Origin of the sequence: Bradyrhizobium sp. (assembly GCF_049586575.1) — a bacterium.
GTDB lineage: Bacteria > Pseudomonadota > Alphaproteobacteria > Rhizobiales > Xanthobacteraceae > Bradyrhizobium.
In genome coordinates this window covers 1-1,680 of the sequence record NZ_JBAVCF010000062.1, presented here as the reverse complement: position 1 = coordinate 1,680, position 1,680 = coordinate 1, and the positions used below count along the sequence as shown (strand labels likewise).

General features: G+C 64.7%; 1 protein-coding gene and 1 pseudogene. Both read left to right on the top strand.

Annotation, left to right across the window (positions count from 1 at the left end; genetic code table 11):
* Nucleotides 1-1,238: UDP-N-acetylmuramoyl-L-alanine--D-glutamate ligase (gene murD / locus WB528_RS01925; protein WP_423886739.1), on the top strand; the 1,238-nt coding region annotated here is incomplete at its 5' end.
* 232 nt (nucleotides 1,239-1,470) lie between these two features.
* A pseudogene (locus WB528_RS01920) lies at nucleotides 1,471-1,680 on the top strand (cell division protein FtsW); the annotation flags it as partial.

Below are 1,680 nucleotides of genomic sequence, written 5' to 3'. Positions count from 1 at the left end.
CCGCCGACCTGCGCAGCGTGGACTGGTCGCGTTTTGCCGCACTGATCCTGACGCCGGGCGTGCCGCTGACCCATCCCGCGCCGCATTGGAGCGTGCTTGCGGCGCGCGCCGCCGGCGTCGAGGTGGTCGGCGATATCGAGCTGTTCTGCCGTGAGCGGAAACGTCATGCGCCGGACGCGCCGTTCGTCGCGATCACCGGCACCAACGGCAAATCCACCACCACCGCGTTGATCGCGCATCTGATGCGCGTGGCCGGTTACGACACCCAGATGGGCGGCAATATCGGCACCGCGATCCTGTCGCTGGAGCCGCCGCGCAAGGGACGCGCGCATGTGATCGAGATGTCGTCCTACCAGATCGATTTGACGCCGAGCCTCGATCCGACCGTCGGCATTCTCATCAATGTCAGCGAAGACCATATCGACCGCCATGGCACGCTCGAACAATATGCCGCGGTGAAGGAGCGTCTGGTTGCCGGCGTTCAATCGCAGGGTACCGCGATCATTGGCGTCGACGACACCTGGTCCCGCGCCGCCGCCGACCGGATCGAGCAGGCCGGAAAACGCGTGGTGCGTGTCTCCGTGAAGAATCCGCTGCCCGACGGCATGTACGTCGATCATGAAACGATCTGGCACGCGGCCGGTGGTGCGCGTAGCGAGGTCGCACGGATTGGCGGCATCGGTTCGCTGCGCGGCCTGCATAACGCGCAGAACGCGGCCTGCGCCTCGGCCTGCGCGCTCGCGCTCGGCGTCTCGGCCGAAGTCCTGCAGAAGGGGTTGCGCAGTTTTCCGGGCCTCGCGCATCGCATGGAGCAGGTAGGCCGCCGCGATCACGTGTTGTTCGTCAACGACTCCAAGGGCACCAATGCGGACGCCGCCGCGCATGCGCTGTCGTCGTTCGCCGACATTTTCTGGATTGCGGGCGGCAAGGCAAAAGCCGGCGGCATCACGAGCCTCGCCGAATATTTCCCGCGTATTCGCAAAGCCTATCTGATCGGCGAAGCCGCGCCCGAATTCGCCGCCACGCTCGGTCCAAGCGCGCCCCACGAGATTTCGCAAACGCTGGATGTTGCGGTGGCGAATGCGGCACGAGATGCGCAGGCGTCAGGACTTTCGGAAGCCGTGGTGCTGCTGTCACCGGCCTGCGCCTCGTTCGACCAATATCGCAATTTTGAAATTCGCGGGTCGAAGTTTCGCGACCTGGTGCAGGCGCTGCCCGGCGTCAAACCGGTGGTGTGAGATTTATCCCTCGCCCGCAAAGCGTGGGGAGGGTCGGCGAGCGAAGCGATCCGGGGTGGGGCTTGCAGCGTTACCCCGCCTGTCTCACCGCTCGCGTTCGCTCACGATGAGCCTCCCTCCCCACTGCTCGCAAGGGCTCGCTGGCGGAGGGATACGAAAGAACAGAATCCATTAACCCCTTGGAAACCATCCTGGGCGACCAATGGGCGATCTCTTACCTCTGGGAACGCCCATGCTCTCCCGTGAACAGCGAAATCCCTTCAGCGACTGGTGGTGGACGGTCGATCGCCTGCAACTGGCGGCGATCGTCGCGCTGATCCTGGCCGGCGTCATCCTGTCGCTGGCGGCGAGCCCGCAGGTCGCGACCCGGATCGGGCTCGACCCCTTTCATTTCTTCAATCGCCATGTGCTGTTCCTGCTGCCGTCCTTCATCGTGCTGATC